Origin of the sequence: Myxococcus sp. CA005, assembly GCF_006518205.1 — a bacterium.
Lineage (GTDB): Bacteria > Myxococcota > Myxococcia > Myxococcales > Myxococcaceae > Myxococcus > Myxococcus xanthus.
The window spans coordinates 99532-117964 of sequence record NZ_SRLV01000011.1; the positions used below are offsets into that span (position 1 = coordinate 99532).

2 protein-coding genes are annotated in these 18433 nt (G+C 69.5%); both read right to left on the reverse strand.

The window, feature by feature from the left end; all coding sequences use genetic code 11:
• Window positions 1-10 precede the first annotated feature (10 nt).
• Window positions 11-4171: an amino acid adenylation domain-containing protein gene (locus FMQ63_RS07230; protein WP_020478357.1), complete on the reverse strand. Its 4161-nt coding sequence runs from the start codon at window positions 4169-4171 to the stop codon at window positions 11-13.
• Window positions 4164-18404: a non-ribosomal peptide synthetase gene (locus tag FMQ63_RS07235; protein WP_020478358.1), complete on the reverse strand. Its 14241-nt coding sequence runs from the start codon at window positions 18402-18404 to the stop codon at window positions 4164-4166. Before FMQ63_RS07235 ends, FMQ63_RS07230 begins: the two co-directional genes overlap by 8 nt.
• Between the last annotated feature and the right edge of the window lie 29 nt (window positions 18405-18433).

The window sequence follows — 18433 nt, forward strand, 5'->3', positions numbered from 1 at the left end:
GGCGCCGCCGTCATCGAATGGCTCCGGCTCGGACGAGGCCCTGGCGCACGAACTCCGCCAGCACCTGGACGTGCGGCGCGGCCAGCATCGTCATGTGGTCTCCCGGCACCGTCACGGGCGTGACGGCCGTGGAGGCGTGGCGGCCCCAGCCCCAGCTCGGGTCGTCCGCGAAGGACTCGGGGACGATGCCGTCTTCCTCGTGCCGCTCCTGGGCCCGGAAGAGGGCGACGGGAACGGGGAACGTGTCCCGGGGGACGTAATCAATCTCGTACGCGGCCTTGTAGACGTCGATGAACCCTTGGACCTGCTGGCTGTCCGCGCCGTCGGGGAGGAGCCCCGCCTGGACCAGCCTGTGGGTCAGGTACTCTCGGCGCGCTTCGGCAGACAGCGGCCGGAGCGCCTCGGCGGAGATGCCCAGGTCCACGCCGTAGAGACGGCCGGCCGTGCTCGCGACAGAGGCCATCCAGTCCGCGTCGTCGAACGGGGGCGCCTCGCTCGGCGGGGCCTCGTTCACCGGGACGGTGGTGTTGAGGATGCCCACGAAGGCAATCGACTCGCCCTGCTTCCGGAGCTGCTGCGCCATCTCGAAGGCGACCCAGCTCCCGAAGGAGTGGCCCAGCAGGTGGTATGGCCCCTGCGGTTGCACCTGCTTGAGCGCTTCGATGTAGCACTCGGCCATCTCCTCGACGGAGCGGTGCGGCTCCGCGCGTCCATCCAGCCCGCGTGCCTGGAAGGCATGCACCGGCAGGGTGGGGCCCAGTGCCTGGGCCAGCTCGCGAAGGTAGACGGCGTTTCCACCGGCGCCCGGGACGCAGAACAGGGCGCGGCGGCCTGCTCCCGGTTGGAGCGTCACCAGCGGCGACCATGGCGCGGGCGACGCCTCTTCGTGGAGCGCCTTGGCGAGCTGCTCCAGCGCGGGGTTCTGGAAGAGGACCGACAGCGGAAGGGCGCGGCCGAATTGCTCACGGATTCGCACCATCAGCCGGACGGCCAGCAGTGAATGGCCGCCCTGGTCGAAGAAGTTGTCGTGCACGCCGATGGGGCGCACTGCCAGCAGCTCCTCCCAGATGGCCGCGAGCCGGGTCTCCACCTCGTCGCGCGGAGCGACGAAGCCGTCCTGCGCGTCGCGGCGGACGCTCTCTGGCGCGGGCAGGGCCTTGCGGTCCACCTTGCCGTTGGGGGTGAGCGGGAAGGCGGCCAGGATGACGAAGGCCGCGGGCACCATGTACGGCGGCAGGTGCTTCTTGAGGTGCTGCCGCAAGTCATCGGCCGTGGCCACGTCTGGCGTCGTGAGCGTGAGGTAGGCGACGAGCTGCTTGTTGCCAGCGTCCTCGTGGACGAGCAGCTCCACGGCCTGGACCGAGAAGTGCTCCAGCAGCTTCGCCTTGATTTCATCCAGTTCGATGCGATGGCCGCGAATCTTCACCTGCGTGTCGTTGCGGCCGATGAAGGCGAGGGTGCCGTCCTCCGTGTAGCGGGCCAGGTCGCCCGTACGGTACAGGCGGGCGCCCGGTGTGGCGCTGAAGGGATTGGGCACGAAGCGCTCGGCGGTCAGGTTCGACTGGCCCCAGTAGCCACGCGCGAGCCCGTCACCGCCCACGAAGAGTTCTCCCGAGATGCCGATGGGCACCGGCTGCATCGCGCTGTCCAGCAGGTACATCTGCGTGTTGGCGAAGGGCCGGCCAATGGGGACGATCTGCTCGCTGGGCGTGGGCTCGGGCTGTTCGAAGTACGTGCTGTCGATGGTGGCTTCGCTCAGGCCGTAGGAACTCACCAGCCGCGTGTCCGGTCCGCACAGGCCGCGGAGCTGGTGGTACTCGCGCATGTCCCAGGTGTCCGAGCCGACGATGAGCAGGCGCATGAAGTCCAGCCGGAGATTGTTCTCCTGGAGGTACCCCATCAGCAGCCGGACCACGGCGGGGACGAACTCGCCGCTGTCCACCTGCTCTCGCTGCATCAAGCCGTAGAGCTTTTCGGGCTCGAGCAGCCATTCACGCGGGCAAAGCACCAACGTCTTCCCCGCACCGAGCGCCCGGGCGAGGTCGCCGGAGAATACGTCGAAGGAGAAGCTTGCCATCTGGAGGTGGGCGCGCAGCGCGGGCAGCCGGTAGTCGCGCTCCCAGGCGAGGTAGGCGTTGGCGAAGCTCTGGTGCGAAATCATCACGCCCTTGGGGCGGCCCGTGGAGCCAGACGTGTAGACGACGTAGGCGAGGTGCTCCGGGCTCGCGCCGCCCTCGGGCGTCGTCGTGGGTCTCGCGGCGATGGCGTCCGCGTCCGTGTCGACGGCCACCACGGGCGGCAGCGGCGCGGAGAGGAGGGACGCCAGGCCCTGGCGAGTGATGAGCACCGCGGGCCGGCTGTCCGCGAGCATGAGCGCCGTGCGCTCCGGCGGATACGACGGATCCAGCGGAACGTAGGCGCCGCCCGCCTTGAGCACGGCGAGCACCGCGACCACCATGTCCACGGAGCGGTCCAGGAAGACGCCGGTGATTCGCTCGGGCCCCACGCCCACGGAACGCAGGTGGTGCGCCAGTTGATTGGCCTTCGCGTTCAACTGTGCGTAGGTGAGCCGGCGTCCGGGGTCGGTGACGGCGATGGCATCGGGTGTGCGCGCGGCGTGCGCCTCGATGAGGTGATGGATGCACGTGCCCGGCGGTACGTCGAGCCGGGCCTGGTTCCAGTCATGCAGGATGCGCTGACGCTCATTCGCCGGAAGCACCGGCAGCTCGATGAGCCGCTGTGCCGGGTTTGCGGCGATGCCCGCGAGCAGCGTCTGGAAGTGGGCGACCATCCGCTCGATGGTGGAGGCGTCGAAGAGGTCCCGGTTGTACTCCCAGATGCCTTGCAGGCCACCGGCTTCCTCGGAGAACCACAGCGTCAGGTCGAACTGCGCGAAGGCTTCACCGGAGACGCTGAAAGACTCCATCCGCAGCGCGCCCAGCTCGGCTGGGGGCGTGGGCGTGTTCTGGAGCACCAGCATCACCTGGAAGAAGGGGGAGTGGCTGGTGTCGCGCGACGGCGCCAGCTCCTCCAGCAGCTTTTCGAAGGGGATGTCCTGGTGCCCGTAAGCCCCCAGCGTCACGTCCACCACGCGCCGCAGCAGCTCCCGGAAGGTGGGATTGCCTTCGAGCCCCGTGCGCATGACGAGTGTGTTGAGGAAGAAGCCGATGAGCGGCTCCACCTCCGTCCGGTTCCGGTTCGCGATGTACGTGCCGACGCTGATGCGCGGCTCGCGCGTGTAGCGGTGGAGCAGCGTCTGGATCGCCGCCAGCAGCACCATGTAGAGCGACGCCTTCTCCTGAGTCCCCAGCGTCTTCAGTTGCTGGGCTACGGCAGGGGCGACCTGGAAGCTCTGCTTGCCACCCGCGTAGGTGCGCACGCGCGGGCGCGGCCTGTCGGTGGGCAGCTTGAGCGCGCTGTCGCTCCCTTCGAGCTGCTGGCGCCAGTAGTCGAGCTGCGACGCCAGCACGTCGCCCTGCATCCACTGCTGCTGCCACGCCGCGAAGTCCGCGTACTGGAGCGGGAGCTCCGGCAGCGGTGACGGCTTGTCCTGGGCGAAGGCGGCATAAAGCGCCGTCAGCTCCTGGACGAAGATGCCGGTGGACCAGCCGTCCGACACGATGTGGTGCACGACGAGCAGGAGGACGTGGTCCTCGTCGCCCATGCGCACCAGCCTCGCGTGGAGCAGCGGCCCCGCCGCGAGGTCGAAGGACGTCCCCGCGAGCTGAATCGCCAGCTCCTCGCACAGGGGATCGCGCTTGGGGCCTGGCAGGTAGCTCAGGTCCAGCACGCCCAGCGACAGCGTCAGCTCCGGGAGGATGCGCTGCTGGGGTTCGCCGTCCTTCGCGACGAAGGTCGTGCGCAGCACCTCATGGCGCCGGATGACCTCGTTCAGCGCACGCTCCAGGGAGGGGACGTGGAGCGGCCCGGTGAGGCGCACGAACTCCGGGATGTTGTAAGCGGGTGTCCCGGGCTCGAACTGGTCCAGGAACCAGAGCCGGCGCTGCGGGAAGGAGAGCGGCAGCGGCTGCTCCCGTGAGACGCGCGGGATGCCGGGTGTGCGTGCCTCTTCCTTCGGCGCGGCGACCACGTTCTGCTGTCGCAGCTTCTTGAGCACCGCCTCGCGCTTCTCCGGGGAGAGGCCCGCGAGCTTCTTGAGCAGGTCACTCATTCGTCCCCTCCAGGAGCTTCTCCAGGTCCGCGTCCGAAAGGTCGCCGACTTCCTCCATGGCGGAGGCCAGCGCGGCTTCGTCCACGCCTTCCAACTGCGCGAGCACCACTTGCTCCGCCATCCCTGCGATGGTGGGGTGCTCGAAGAGGGCGCGCAGCGGCAGCGTCACCTGGAACATCGCGTTGGTGCGCGAGATGATCTGCGTGGCCAGCAGCGAGTGCCCGCCCACGTCGAAGAAGTCGTCCGTGACGCCCAGCGACGTTTGGCCCAGCACGTCCTTCCAGAGCGCGAGCAGACTCACCTCCGTCTCCGAGCGCGGTTCGACGACCCGCTGCTCGCCCGTGCGCTGAGTTGCGTCCGGCGCAGGGAAGGCCTTGCGGTCCACCTTGCCGTTCGGACTCAGGGGGATGGACTCCAGGCGCACGAAGACGGCCGGCACCATGTAGTCGGGAAGTCTCTCCCTCAGGTGGTCGCGGAGCACCGCCGTGTCGCGGATGTCTGAGCCCACCACGTAGGCGACGAGGCGGCGGGGCGTCCCCGGGTCCTCGCGTAGCAGCACCACCGCGCCCTGGACGGCCGGGTGCTTGCCGAGCGCGGACTCGATTTCGCCCAGCTCGACGCGGAAGCCGCGCAGCTTCACCTGCGTGTCTGCCCGGCCGAGGAACTCCAGGTCGCCTCCCAGCAGGTACCGCGCCCGGTCTCCCGTGCGGTAGAGCCGCGCACCAGGCTCGGTGGCGAACGGGGCGGGGACGAAGCGCTCCGCGGTCAGGTCGGGGCGGTGGCAGTAGCCGCGCGCCACGCCCTCGCCGCCGATGAAGAGCTCGCCCGCGATGCCGGCGGGCACCGGCTGCTGGTGCGCATCCAGCACGTAGAGGCGGTTGTTGGCGAAGGGACGGCCAATGGGGACCAGTTGCGTGTCGCCGGGGCCCAGGTCGCCGCTTTCGAACCATGTGCTGTCGATGGTCGCCTCGCTGACGCCATACGAGTTGATGAGCCGCGTGTCGTCGCCGATGACGGCCTGGAGCCGGTGGTACTCGTTCACGTACCAGGCGTCGGAGCCGGCCACGAGCACGCGCATGAAGTCCAGCGTCTGGCCCGTCTCCTCCAGGTGCTGGAGCAGCCCGCGCAGCACGGCGGGGACGAACTCGGCGCAGTCCACGGCCTGCTCCTTCATCAGCGCGAGCAGGCGGGGCGGTTCGAGCAGCCACTCCCGCGGGCAGAGCACAAGCTTGCCGCCCGAGCACAGCGCTCGGGACAGGTCTCCCGCGAACACGTCGAAGGAGAAGCTGGCCATCTGCAGGTGGCTGCGGCAGTGCTCCCGCAGCCCATAGCTCCGCTCCCAGCCGAGGTACGCGTTGGTCCAGCTCCGGTGGGAGATCATCACGCCCTTGGGCGTGCCCGTGGAGCCGGAGGTGAAGACGACGTACGCCAGACCGTCCAGCGTGGTGAGCCGCGTGGGGGCCTGGGTGGACAGCGCGGCGCGGGCTGGTGCCTCCGTGTCCAGCAGGTAGAGCGACACCTCCGGGTTGACGAAGGTCTCCACGAGGGACTGCTGGGTGAGCAGCAGGGAGAGCCGGGCCTCGGAGGCCATGCGCGCGAGTCGCTCGGCTGGGTAGGTGGGATCGAGCGGGACGTAGGCGCCGCCCGCCTTGAGGATGCCCAGCAGCGCTACCAGCAGCTCCGGCGTCCGCTCCAGGCACACGCCCACCAGCACCTCGGGGCCGATGCCCCGGGAGCGCAGGTGGTGCGCGAGCTGGTTCGCCTTCGCGTCGAGCTGCCCGTATGTGAGCGAGCCCGCCTCCGGCGCGACCACGGCGACCGCGTCCGGCGTCCGCTGGGCCTGTGCCTCGAAGAGTTCGTGGAGGCACGCGCCCAGTCCAGGCACGTGCGTGTCGTTCCAGTCGAACAGCACCTCGCGACGGGCCTCCTGCGTGAGCAGCGACAGCTCCCACAGGTGCTTGTCCTCCGCGCCGAGGATGCCCACCAGGACCGTCTGGATCTGCTCCAGCAGCCGCTCCATGGCTTCCACGCCGAGGCGAGGAGACTCGAAGTCCAGGTTCAGCATCAGCTGCTTGTCCGCATGCGCGGAGAGCGTCAGCGGATAGTTGGTGCGCTCCTGAGCGGTGACGTCGCGCACCTCCAGCGCGCCCGCGCCCTGCCGCACTGAATCCTCCACGGGGTAGTTCTCGAAGACGACGAGGCTCTCGAAGAGCGGGGTGCCACGCGGCACGGGGCTCCAGCCCTGGACATTCACCAGAGGCGCGTACTCGAACGGAGCCCGCTCCACCTGCCACGCCTGGAGCGCCTTCAGCCAGTCCACCACCTTGCTTTGGGCCAACAGCGACACGCGGGCCGGCAGTGTGTTGATGAACAGGCCCACCATCTGTTCCACGCCCGGAAGCTCCGGTGGTCGGCCCGCGACGGTGACGCCGAAGACGACGTCGTCCTGGCCCGCATGACGTCCGAGCACCAGGGCCCAGGCCGCCTGGACCAGCGTGCTGAGCGTCACCTGGTGCCGCCGCGAGAAGGCGCGGAGCTGCTCCGTCACCTCGGCGGACACGTGGACCTTGCGCTCGCCCATGACCTGCGCAGCGGTGCGCGCCTGGCCTCCCGTTTCACCGGGGAGGGGCGTGGGCTCGCCGAAGCCTCGCAGTGCTTGCTTCCACCAGGTCTCCGCCTGCGAAATCTCCCGGCTCTGGAGCCAGGCGATGTAGTCGCGGAACACGGGCGGCTGCTCCAGCCGCACCGGCTGCTGACGGAGCTGCGCGTCGTAGATGGCCAGCATCTCGTTGAGGACGCGGCCCACGCTCCAACCATCGAGCAGCAAGTGGTGGAAGCTCCACACCACGCGCCACGTCCGAATGCCCAGGCGCAGGACGCCTACGCGCATCAGCGGCGCCTGCTTCAAGTTGAAGCCTCGCGCCCGGTCCGCGTCCATCCAGGCTGACAGCCGGGTCTGCTGCTCCGGCTCGGACAGGTGGATCCAGTCCTGCTCGTCCCACGGCAGCACGGACCTACGGTTCACGAGCTGGAGCGGCGCTTCCAGTTCCTCACCCACGAAGCTGGTGCGGAGGATGGGGTAGCGCGCCATCACCTGCTGCCAGGCCTCGCGCAGCGCCTCGCGGTCGAGGTCCGTGTCCAACGTCCACGCCGCGCGCTCGAAGTACATCCCCGAGTCGGGGTCGAGCATGGCGTGGAAGAGCATGCCCTGCTGCATGGGAGACAGCGGGTAGAGGTCCTCCATCTCCGGGTATGACTGCATCAGGCCGTTCAGCGTGGCCTGCGTCACCTTCGCCAGCGGGAAGTCCACGGGGGAGAACCGCGCCGCGTCCTCGCCGCGCCGCTGGTCCACCAGGGCCCGGAGCGCGTGGACGTAGCCCTGCGCCAGTGCGCCCACCGTGGTGCGCTGGTGCAGCGCCTCGCTGTAGGTGAAGGACACCTCCAGCTTGCCGCCCAGGACGTGTGCATTCACCTCCAGCACCTGCCGCCGCTGGCCGAGCGCCCCCTGCTGCGCGCCGAAGGGCTCGTCCGCGGGCGCCAGCAGCGACGAGGTGGGCAGGGCCGAGTCGAGCTGGCCCAGGTAGTTGAAGGCCACCGGCGCTTCCGGCTGCGCACGGAGCCGGGTGCCTTGCTCGTCCTGGCGAAGGTAACGCACCAGCCCGTAGCCCAGGCCCTTGCGCGGCACCTGCCGCAGGGAATCACGCACAGCGCGGAGTTCGTCACCCACGCTGCCATCCCGGGGCAGCTCCAGCGTCACCGGGTAGGCGCTGGTGAACCAGCCCACGGTGCGGCTCAGGTCCACGCCGTCGAACAGGTCCTCGCGGCCGTGGCCTTCCAGTTGGACACGCAGCCGGCGCTGTCCCGTCCAGGTGGAGAGTGCCTGTGCGAGCGCCGTCAGCAGCACCTCGTCGATGCGGGCACGCCAGGCCGTCGGCACCTCCTGAAGCAGGAGCCGGGTCTCCTCGGCGTCCAACGCCACCGTCAACGTGCGTGCGGAGGCCAAGGTGTTGTCGCCGTCCGTGGTGTCCACGGGGAGCGGCGCTGTGTCTTCACCCTGGCTCAGCCAGTAGTCGGCCTCGTGCTCCAGCTCCGTGCTGGCCGCGAAGGAGTCCAAGCGGCGAGCCCAGGCCTGGAAGGACGTCGTCTTCGGAGGCAGCGCCACCGGCTGCCCCTGGCCGAGCTGTTGGCACGCCGTCTCCAGGTCCATGAGCAGCACGCGCCAGGACACGGCATCCACCGCGAGGTGGTGGATGCCGAGCAGCAACCGGTCACCCCGCTGCGGACCCAGGTGGAAGCGCACGGCCACCACCAGCGGAGCCTCCCCCAGCCGGAAGCCCGCCTGGGCACGCAGGCCTTCTTCCTCCAATGCGGCGCGCTGCGCGGCCTCGTCCAGTCCGGACAGGTCCACCTCCCGCAGCGTCACGGTGCTGTCGAGCCCCAGGCTCTCCTGGCGCCAGCCATCGGGGGTCCGCTCGAAGCGCAGGCGGAGCGCGTCATGGTGCGCGACCAGGGCCCGCAGCGCGTCCTGGAGAACGGACGCGGCGACGGGCTGACGCAGTCCCAGCAACAGCGACTGGTTGTAGTGATGGAGGTGCGGGAGCTGCCACTCGAAGAACCAGTGCTGGATGGGCGTGAGCGGGACGGGGCCCGTCACCGGTCCCTGCTCGCTCTCCACGACCTGGGCCTGACCCACGTGCGGGGCCAAGGCGGCGATGGTCTGGTACTGGAAGAACTGACGGGGGCTGATGTGAAGCCCGGCCTCCAGCGCTCGCGCGATGACCTGGATGCTGATGATGGAGTCGCCACCCAGCTCGAAGAAGTTGTCGTGGATGCTGACGCGCTCGCGGGACAGCACCGTCGCCCAGATGTCCGCCAGCGTCTGCTCCACTGGGTTGCGGGGCGCGACGTGGACGTGCTCGCGCTTCACCTGCTCCTGCGCCAGCGAGGGCAGGGCCTTGCGGTCCACCTTGCCACTGGGCGTCAGCGGCATGGCCTTCAGCATGATGAAGGCGGACGGCACCATGTACTCGGGCAGGCGTGACTCCAGGGCCCGGCGCAGGGCGTCCTGTTCGGGCGGCTGCTCCTCATCGTCAGCGACGACGTAGGCCACCAGTTGCTTGCGGCCCGGTGCCTCCTCCCGCACCAGCACCGCGGCGTCCTGCACCTCTGGGTGCTCGGCCAGCGCCGCTTCGATTTCGCCCAGCTCGATGCGGAAGCCACGCAGCTTCACCTGGTGGTCCAGGCGGCCCAGGAACTCCAGTCGCCCTTCGGCCAGCCAGCGCACCCGGTCTCCCGTCCGGTACAGCCGTCCTCCGGGCTCCACCGCGAACGGGTCCGGCACGAAGCGCTCGGCGCTCAGGTCCGGCCGGCCCAGGTAACCGCGAGCGACGCCCGCGCCGCCGATGAACAGCTCACCCGGTACGCCTACGGGCACCGGCTGCATCTGGCCATCCAACACGTAGAGCCGGACGTTGGCCCACGCACGGCCGATGCCCAGCCGGTCGGTGTCCAGGGCCTCGTCCACCGATGCGCAGATGGTCGCCTCGGTGGGGCCGTACGCGTTGATGAAGCGGCGGGACTTCAGCCACCGGCGCGCCAGCTCCGGCGAGCAGGCCTCGCCCGCGGAGACGACGGACTCCAGCTTCGGCAACGTCTCCGGCTCCAACTGCGCCAGCACCGACGGCGTCAGCGTGACGCCTGTTATCTCCTGCGCGGTCAACAGGCCCTGGAGCGGCGCGCCAGGCATGATGGCCTCCCGGGGAGCGAGGCAGAGCTGCGCGCCCGCGAGCAGCGTGGAGAACACCTCGCACACCGACGCGTCGAAGCCGAAGGCGGCGAACTGAAGCACGCGGCTCTTCTCGTGGACGCGGTGGGCCTGGATGGCGGCCAGCGCCGTGTTGCACAGGCCCCGGTGCGTCAGCAGCGTGCCCTTGGGGCGGCCCGTCGAGCCCGACGTGAAGATGATGTACGCGAGGTTGTCCTCGGACATCTCCACCGCGAGCGGCGTCTGCGGTTGGCTGGCGATGAGCGGCCAGTCCGTGTCCAGGCAGACCAGCAGCCCGAGCGCGGGAAGCTCATCCGCCAGGTGCTCCTGCGTGACGAGCACCGGGATGGCCGCGTCGCGCATCATCAGCGTCAGCCGCTCCACCGGATACGACGGGTCCAGCGGCAGCCACGCGCCGCCGGCCTTGAGGATGCCCAGGATGCCCACCACCAGCTCCAGCGAGCGGTCCACGCACAGGCCCACGCGGACCTCGGGGCCCACGCCGGACGCTTTCAGGTGCCAGGCGAGCTGGTTCGCCCGCGCGTCCAGCTCGCGGTAGGTGAGCTGCTGTCCCTCGAAGGACACCGCCACCGTGTCTGGCGTCCGTGCCGCCTGTTGCTCGAAGACGTGATGCGCGCAGAGGCCCGGGCTTCGGGGCGTGGCGGTGTCGTTCCACGCCAGCAGCGACTGCTGCCGCTCCGCCTGGGACAGCAGCGGGAGGCGGGAGACGCGCTCGTCTGGCACGGCCATGGCGCCCAGGAGCAGTTCACGCAGGTTGCCCATCATCCGGTCGATGGTGGCCGCGTCGAACAGGTCGGTGCTGTACTCGCACAGACACTCCAGGCCCTGCTCGGTCTCCGTGGCCACCCACGTCATGTCGAACTTGGCGGCGCCGGTGGTGCTGGTCTCCTCGCGCAGCGTCAGTCCGTCCAGGTGGAGGTCGGAGGATGGTGCGTTCTGGAGGATGAGCTTCACCTGGAACAGCGGCGAGTAACTGAGGTCGCGCTCCGGGTTGAGCGCCTTCACCAGTTCCTCGAAGGGGAGGTCCTGGTGAGCGTAGGCATCGAGCGCCACCCGCCGCGTCTGCGCCAGCAGGGCCCGGAAGCTGGGGTCCCCGCTCAGGTCGCCGCGAATGACGAGCTGGTTGACGAAGAATCCAATGAGCCCTTCGGTGCCGGAGCGGTTGCGGTTGGCGATGTCCGTGCCGACGACGATGTCCGTCTCGCCGGCGTAGCGGTGCATCAGCGCCTGGAAGGCCGCCATCACCGCCATGAACGGGGTGACGCTCTCCTTCCGGCAGAGCGCCTGCAACGCCTTGGCCGCGTCCACGGGCAGCAGCACGCCCTGGTGCGTGGCGCCGCGGAAGCTCTGCACCGGAGGCCGTGGACGGTCCGTGGGGAGGTCCAGGTTGGGCGGAGCCCCGGCGAGCCGCTGCTTCCAGTAGTCGAGCTGCCGTTCCAACACGGGACCGGACAGCCACTCCCGCTGCCACCGCGCGTAGTCCGCGTATTGGACGGGCAGGGCGGCGAGCGGCGGCGGCTGGCCCGCGGAGAGGGCGGCGTAGAGCTCGGCGACCTCGCGGACGAGCACAGACAGCGACCAACCGTCGGCGATGATGTGGTGCAGGGTCAGCAGCAGCAGGTGTTCCTGGTCATCCAACTGGATGAGCCCCATCCGGCAGAGCGGGCCGCGAGTCAGATCGAAGGGACGGCGGGCCTCTTCGTCGGACAGGCGGCGCGCTTTGACTTCACGGCGCTCCAGTGGAAGGCCGCGCAGGTCGACGGTCTCCACCTTCGGTGCGGCGGGCGGGTGGATGACCTGGACGGGCGTCTGGCCATTCATCCGGAACGTCGTGCGCAGCGATTCGTGGCGGCGGATGAGCGCCTCCAGGCAGCGCTGCACGGTGTCCGGGTCCAACGCGCCCGTCAGCCGGATGACGGCGGGCATGTTGTAGAAGGGGCTGTCCGGCTCCATCTGGTACAGGAACCAGAGCCGCTGCTGTGCGAAGGACAGGGGCAGCTCGCCGTCGCGAGAGGAGGGCTGGAGCGGCGGGGGTGGTGCTTCACCGGCCTGCTGGGCCTGGAGCACCTGGACGCGCTCCGACAGCGTGGCGATGGTGGGCGCCTCGAAGAGCGCGGCGATGGGCAACTCCACGCCGAAGGCCTCGCGAATCCGCGACACCACGCGCGTGGCCAGCAGCGAGTGGCCGCCCAGGTCGAAGAAGTGGTCGTGGATGCCAGCATGGTTCGTGTGCAGCACGTCCGACCAGATGCTGGCCATCAGCTCCTCGGTGCCGTTTCGCGGCGCCGCGCGGGACTCGGAGGAGAGCAGGCCGTCGGGGATGGGCAGGGCCTTGCGGTCCACCTTGCCATTGGCTGTGAGCGGCAGGGTCTCCAGCGCGACCAGGGCGGCGGGCACCATGTGCTCGGGCAGCCGCTGTTGGAGGAAGGCGCGCACGCCGGCCGTATCCGCTGCCGTGTCTGCGTGCGGGATGACGTAGGCGGCCAGCCGCTGGTCCCCAGGGAAGTCTTCGCGCACGATGACGACCGCGTCCCGCACGGACGCGTGCTGGCGGAGGGTGGCTTCGATTTCGCCCAGCTCGATGCGATAGCCGCGCAGCTTCACCTGTCCATCACGGCGTCCGAGGAACTCCAGCGTGCCGTCCGGCAGGAAGCGGGCCTGGTCCCCCGTGCGGTAGAGGCGCTGTCCCGGACTCTGACCGAACGGGCTCGGCACGAAGCGCTCGGCCGTGAGGGCGGGGCGGCCCAGGTAGCCGCGCGCCACGCCGGTGCCTCCGATGTAGAGCTCGCCCGAGACACCCACGGGCACTGGCTGCATGCGCGCGTCCAGGACGTAGAGCGCCGTGTTGGCGATGGGCCGGCCGATGGGGACGATGCCGTCGGGCAACTCACCCGCGCTGACGTCATGGGTGGAGCAGCCGACCACCGTCTCCGTGGGGCCGTACTCGTTGATGAGCCGGATCTGGGGCGCGTGCTTCCGCCAGAAGGCGACGGTGGAGGGCGGCAAGGCCTCGCCACCCACGACGAAGGTGCCAGTCAGCTTCGACAGTGCCTCCGGCGTCATCAGCCCGGACAACACCTGGAGGTGAGCCGGCGTGAGCTTGACCAGGTCATGCCCTCTCGGCTGCTGGAGCGCGAGTGCGAGTGCTTCCACCTCCCGCCCCGACGGCACCAGGTGAACGGCTCCCCCCGCGAGCAGCGGCGTGAGGAGGCTGGTGATGGTGGCGTCGAACGCGATGGACGTGTGGACCAGCGAGCCCTGGCCCGGCTTCACCGCGTAGGCGTCCTGGGCCCACGTCAGGTAGTTGAGCAGCCCTCGCTGCGTGAGCAGCGTGCCCTTGGGCAGCCCCGTGGAGCCCGAGGTGTAGATGACGTACGCCAGTGAGTCCCCAGCGGCGGTCGAAGCCGGTGCCTCCGTCGGCAACGTCGCCAGCCGAACCGCTTCCTGCTCCACCAGGAGCCGAGGAACGCTGGCGCCCGTGAACGTGGCCTCTTGCGTCTGCGTGGTGAGCAGCACGACGGCGCGCGAATCGGACAGCATGTAGGCCAGGCGCTCTTCGGGGTAGCTCGGGTCCAGCGGCAGGTAGGCCGCGCCGGCCTTGAGCGTTGCCAGGAGGCTGGTGACCAACTCGACGGAGCGGTCCAGGCCGAGCGCCACCACGCGCTCCGGGCTCGCGCCCAGCGACACCAGATGATGCGCGAGCTGGTTGGCACGTGTATCCAGCTCCCGGTACGTCAGCGTCCGTTCGCCATCGACCACGGCGAGCGCATCCGGCGTGGCGGCGGCGCGGGCCTCGAAGCGGGAGAGGAACGTGGGCTCCGTGGGCAGCGCGGCGGCGGTGTCGTTCCACTCCACCAGCATCCGGCGCTGCACGTCGGCGGGCAGTGGGCTGGAGGTGTGGTGCGCGGCCTCGGCCTCGAAGGCCAGCGCGTGGAGGACGCGCGCGAAGCACGCGCCAATCTGCTCCACCTGGGCGTGGTCCAGCTCGACGGCGTTGTAGTCCAGCTCCAGCGTGAGCTCCTGCGTGTGGGGCTCGGTCTGGAAGTGGACGGCGAGGGTGACGTTGGTTCCCTCGGAGCGGATGGTGCTCAGCGCCTCCAGCTCTGCGAGCGTGCCCGCGATGTCGTGGAGGACGTGGAAGTGCATGTAGTTGAACATGACTTCGTAGAGCGTCTCGCGGCCCCACTGCCGCTGAATCTCCGCCATGGGGTAGCGGCGGTACGGATAGAGCGCACGCTCCGCGTCGAAGGCGGCGCGGACCAGCGACAGCCAGCTTCCGGGGGCCAGCTTCAGGCGGAAGGGCACCGTGTTGAGGAAGATGCCGCGCAGCTTCGAGCCATCGCCTTCCTCGGGGCGGCTGTTGACGCCCGTGCCGGTGATGACGTCCTCCTGACCGCTCAGCACGCTCATCACCTTGAGGTGCGACGCGAGCAGGATGCTCTTGAAGGGCACGCCCGCGGTCCGCGTCAGGGCATTCAGGCCCTCGCTCACTTCGGGAGAGATGGGCACCTTCACCGTGGCGATGCGTGGCTCGCCCTCCGCCAGTGGACGGCGCCAGCGCGGCACGCGCATGACCTGTCCGTCCTCCAGCAGCTCTCGCCAGTAGCGTTGGTGGTCCTCGGACGCGAGGGCCTGCCGCTCCATGGCCACGAAGTCGCGGTAGGTGATGCTCAGCGGTTCGAAGCGCGGCGGCTCCTGGTGGTTCACCAGCGCGTAGTAGTGGTTGAACATCTCCACCAACGTGGAGTGGAGGCTCCAGCCGTCGATGATGGCGTGGCACTCCGTGAGCGTGAACTGGAAGTCCCGTTCACCACGGATGTGGATGAAGAAGCGCAGCAGCGGAGGGCACGCGAGGTCGAAGTGTTGCTGCTTTTCGTCCTCCAGCAGTTTGCGGACCTCGGCGTCCTGCGCCTCGGTGGACAGGTGGCGGACGTCGGTGATTTCGACGGAGAGCTGGGCCTCGCGGTGCACCAACTGCAACGGCTCGCTGTACGACGTCATGTCGAACGCCGTCCGCAGCACGGGCTGCCGTGCCGTCACCACCTGCACGGCTTCCACGAAGCGCGCGGGGTCGAACGGCGCCTTCAGGCGCAGATGGAAGCTGTCCGTGTTGTGGTAGATGTTCGAGGTGGGCGCCAGCTCCATGTGGAAGAGCATTCCGGCCTGGATGCGGGCCAGCGGGTAGGCGTCCTCCACGCTTTCGGGCACCTTCGCCCGGTCCTCGGCGGAGATGAGGCCGAAGGGCTCGGTGCGCGGGAAGACCTCACGCGCGGGCTCCGCCTTCGCGGCGGCCGCCGCCAGCTCCGCCACCGTCTGGTGCTGGAAGAGCTGCTGCAACGAGAAGCGGATGTCCTGCTTCTGCGCCAGCGTGAGCACCTGGATGCTCAGGATGGAGTCGCCTCCCAGCGCGAAGAAGTTGTCATGGATTCCCACGCGCGGGACTTCCAGCACCTGCGCCCAGATTGCGCAGAGGGCTTCCTCCTCCTTCGTCCGGGGCGCGACGTACGGGTCGGCCAGGTCCGCGCGGGCGCCCTCGGGCTCCGGAAGGGCCTTGCGGTCCACCTTGCCGTTCGCCGTGAGCGGGAAGCGCTCCATCATCACGAAGGCGCTGGGGACCATGTAGTCCGGCAGCTTGCCGAGCAGATGCTGGCGCAGCTCGTTGACGCTGGGCGGAGGCTGTTCGGACGACGCGACGTAGGCCACCAGGGACTTGTTCCCGGGCGAGCTCTCACGCACGAGCACCAGCGCCTCACGCACCGCCGGGTGCAGGCTGAGCACCGTCTGGATTTCGCCCAGCTCGATGCGGAAGCCGCGAATCTTCACCTGGTGGTCGATGCGGCCCAGGTACTCGAGCTGCCCGTCCGCGGTGAAGCGCGCCAGGTCGCCCGTGCGGTAGAGCCGGGCACCGGGCTCGCGGCTGAAGGGGTGGGGGACGAAGCGCTCCGCCGTGAGCTGCGGTCGGCCCAGGTAGCCACGCGCGAGACCCGCGCCACCGACGAAGATTTCACCCGCCACGCCAATGGGCGCCGGCTCCAGCCGCGCGTCCAGCACGTAGAGCTGGAGGTCGGGAATCGCGACGCCAATGGGGCTCTGCTGCGTGCGCTCCGCCTCGGCGGCATCCATGGGACGGTAGGTGACGTGCACCGTCGTCTCGGTGATGCCGTACATGTTGATGAGCCGCGGCTGGGTGTCCCCGTGCTTGCGGAACCAGGGCACCAGCGTGGCTGGCTCCAGAGCCTCGCCGCCGAACACGACGTAGCGCAGCGACAGGGGCGGCGCCTCCGCGCCCAGGCGCTCCTCGGCCTGGATGAGCTGACGGAAGGCCGCGGGCGTCTGGTTCAGCACCGTGACGCGCTCATCGCTCAGCAGCCTGAAGAAGGCATCCGGTGACCGCGAGACGAGGTACGGCACCACCACCACCCGGCCGCCGTAGAGCAGGGCGCCCCAGAGCTCCCAGACGGAGAAGTCGAACGCGTACGAGTGGAACAGCGTCCACGCGTCGTTCTCGTTGAAGTGGAACCAGTGCTCCGTCGCCTCGAACAGGCGCATCACGTTGCCGTGCGGAAGCAGGGAGCCCTTGGGCAGGCCGGTGGAGCCCGAGGTGTAGATGACGTACGCAAGCTGTTCCCGCGTCGTCGCCAGTCCGGGCGCGTGGGCGGGCTGGCGTGCGAGTTCCTCGGTGGCTTCATCCAGGATGAGCAGCGCCGTCCCGTCCGCGGGCAGGCGGTCGATGAGGGGCCGCTGCGCCACCACCAACGACATCCGGCTGTCCGACACCATGAAGGCCAGACGGTCCGCGGGATAGGTCGGGTCGAGCGGCACATAGGCGGCGCCCGCCTTCAGGATGCCGAGGATGCCCACCACCGTGGCCAGGGAGCGCTCCACGCAGAGGCCCACCAATCCCTCTGGCTGGACGCCGCGCGTGATCAGCGCATGGGCCAACTGGTTGGCCCGTCGGTCCAGCTCCGCGTAGGTGAGGCGCTCTCCATCGGCGACCACGGCGATGGCGTCGGGGCGCTGGCGCACCTGGGCCTCGAAGCGGCCGTGCAGGGTGTCCGCGCCTGGGAAGGACTTCAGCGTGGGCCAGACATCGAGGAGCTGGTGCCGCTCGGGCGACGTGAGCAACGGCAGCGCGTCCAGGCGCAGCTCCGCGTTGGCCGCGACGCCCGCGAGCAGCGTCTGGAAGTGCCCGGCGAAGCGCTCCATGGTCGCGCGGTCGAAGAGGTCACTGTTGTACTCGACGAAGCCGCGCAGGCCGTCCGGGGTCTCCTGGAGGTCCAGCGTCACGTCGAACTTCGACGTCCCCGGTTGCAGGTCCAGTTGCTGGAGGGTGACGCCGGGCAGGGCCAGCACCTGGCCCGCCATGCCCTGGAAGTTGAACGCGGCCTGGAACAGCGGCGTGTAGGCCAGGTTGCGGGCGGGTTGCACCGCCTCCACCAGTTTCTCGAACGGGATGTCCTGGTGCGCATAGGCGCCCAGCGTCGCCTCCCGCACGCGCTGGAGCAGCTCGCGGAAGGATGGATTGCCGGACAGGTCCGCGCGCAGCACCAGCGTGTTGACGAAGAAGCCGATGAGGCTCTCCGTCTGGACCCGGTTGCGGCTGTTCTGCGGCGCGCCGACCAGGATGTCCGTCTGGTGCGTGTAGCGTGACAGCAAGGCCTGGAACGCGGCCAGCACCGTCATGAAGAGGGTGGCGTTCTCACGCTGGCCCACCTGCTGGAGCGCCTGCACCAGCGCGGTTGGCAGGTGCAAGGGTAGGGCGTCCCCGCGCTGCGTCTGGACGGCGGGGCGCGGACGGTCCGTGGGGAGCTGCAACACGGGCGCGCCCGCGAGCTGCTGCTTCCAGTACGCCACGTGCGCGTCGAGCGCGCCTTCCGTCGCCATCCACTCGCGCTGCCACTCCGCGTAGTCCGCGTACTGGATGGGCAGCTCGGGAAGCTCCGGCTCTCGTTGGGCGATGAACGCGCCGTAGAGCTGCGTCATCTCGTGGATGAGGATGCCCAGCGACGCCCCGTCCGAGATGATGTGGTGCATCGTCAGCACCAGGACGTGGTCGGTGTCCGCCAGCCGCAGCAGCCGCGTGCGCAGCAGCGGGCCCTTCATCAGGTCGAAGGGCTGGCGAATCTCCTCGGTGGCGAGCCGCCGTGCTTCCGCCTCGCGCTCGTCCCGCGGAAGTGACGACAGGTCGGTGACGGCGAAGGACGCGGTGCCTTCGGGCGCGACGACCTGAACCGGCTGGCCTTCTTCCTGCGCGAAGGTGGTGCGGAGCGATTCGTGCCGTTCCACCAGGACGTCGAAGGCGCGCCGGAGCGCGGCCGTGTCGAGCGTGCCACCGAGCCGGACCGCGCCAGCGATGTGGTAGCTCGGGTTCTCCGGCTGCATTAGATGGAGGAACCACAGCCGCTGCTGCGCGAAGGAGACGGGGAAGACGAAGGATTCAGCGGTCATGTCTGGGTGAGAACCGGCTGGCGAAGATT

Bases quoted from the DNA above. Each gene is read 5' to 3' on its own strand.
- FMQ63_RS07230 (WP_020478357.1), bottom strand. From the start codon at position 4,171: ATGAGTGACCTGCTCAAGAAGCTCGCGGGCCTCTCCCCGGAGAAGCGC.
- FMQ63_RS07235 (WP_020478358.1), bottom strand. From the start codon at position 18,404: ATGACCGCTGAATCCTTCGTCTTCCCCGTCTCCTTCGCGCAGCAGCGG.